Genomic DNA, 233 nt, shown 5'->3' with positions numbered 1-233 from the left:
CTGATACCGATTACCGCTATCCCGTCAAGATGTTCTTTTTCCTCCGCCGCAGGTGCAGTGATGTTTTGTTCCGGCCTGGCAGGGGTAATGCTCTGAATCTGTTTTCCTTTTTCCTCCCGTGAAAATAAACGCCCCAGCCGATCCGGATATTCCTTTACAAGATGATCTGCTAAATCTCTGATTGTATGAAATTCAAATAAAAGCGTTTTCGAAATTGCTCCCAGTGACTGCTC

General features: G+C 45.5%; 1 protein-coding gene. It reads right to left on the bottom strand.

The genetic code is table 11. The annotated features are described in order from the left end of the window. A partial coding sequence (locus tag R0K30_RS23685) for a hypothetical protein (protein WP_410613497.1) occupies positions 1 to 233 on the bottom strand: 233 nt, incomplete at both ends.

Source organism: Bacillus sp. SIMBA_154, assembly GCF_046536015.1.
Taxonomy (GTDB): Bacteria; Bacillota; Bacilli; order Bacillales; family Bacillaceae; genus Bacillus; species Bacillus pumilus_P.
The sequence above is the reverse complement of the archived record's forward strand: the minus strand, read 5'-3'. Positions and strand labels throughout refer to the sequence as shown.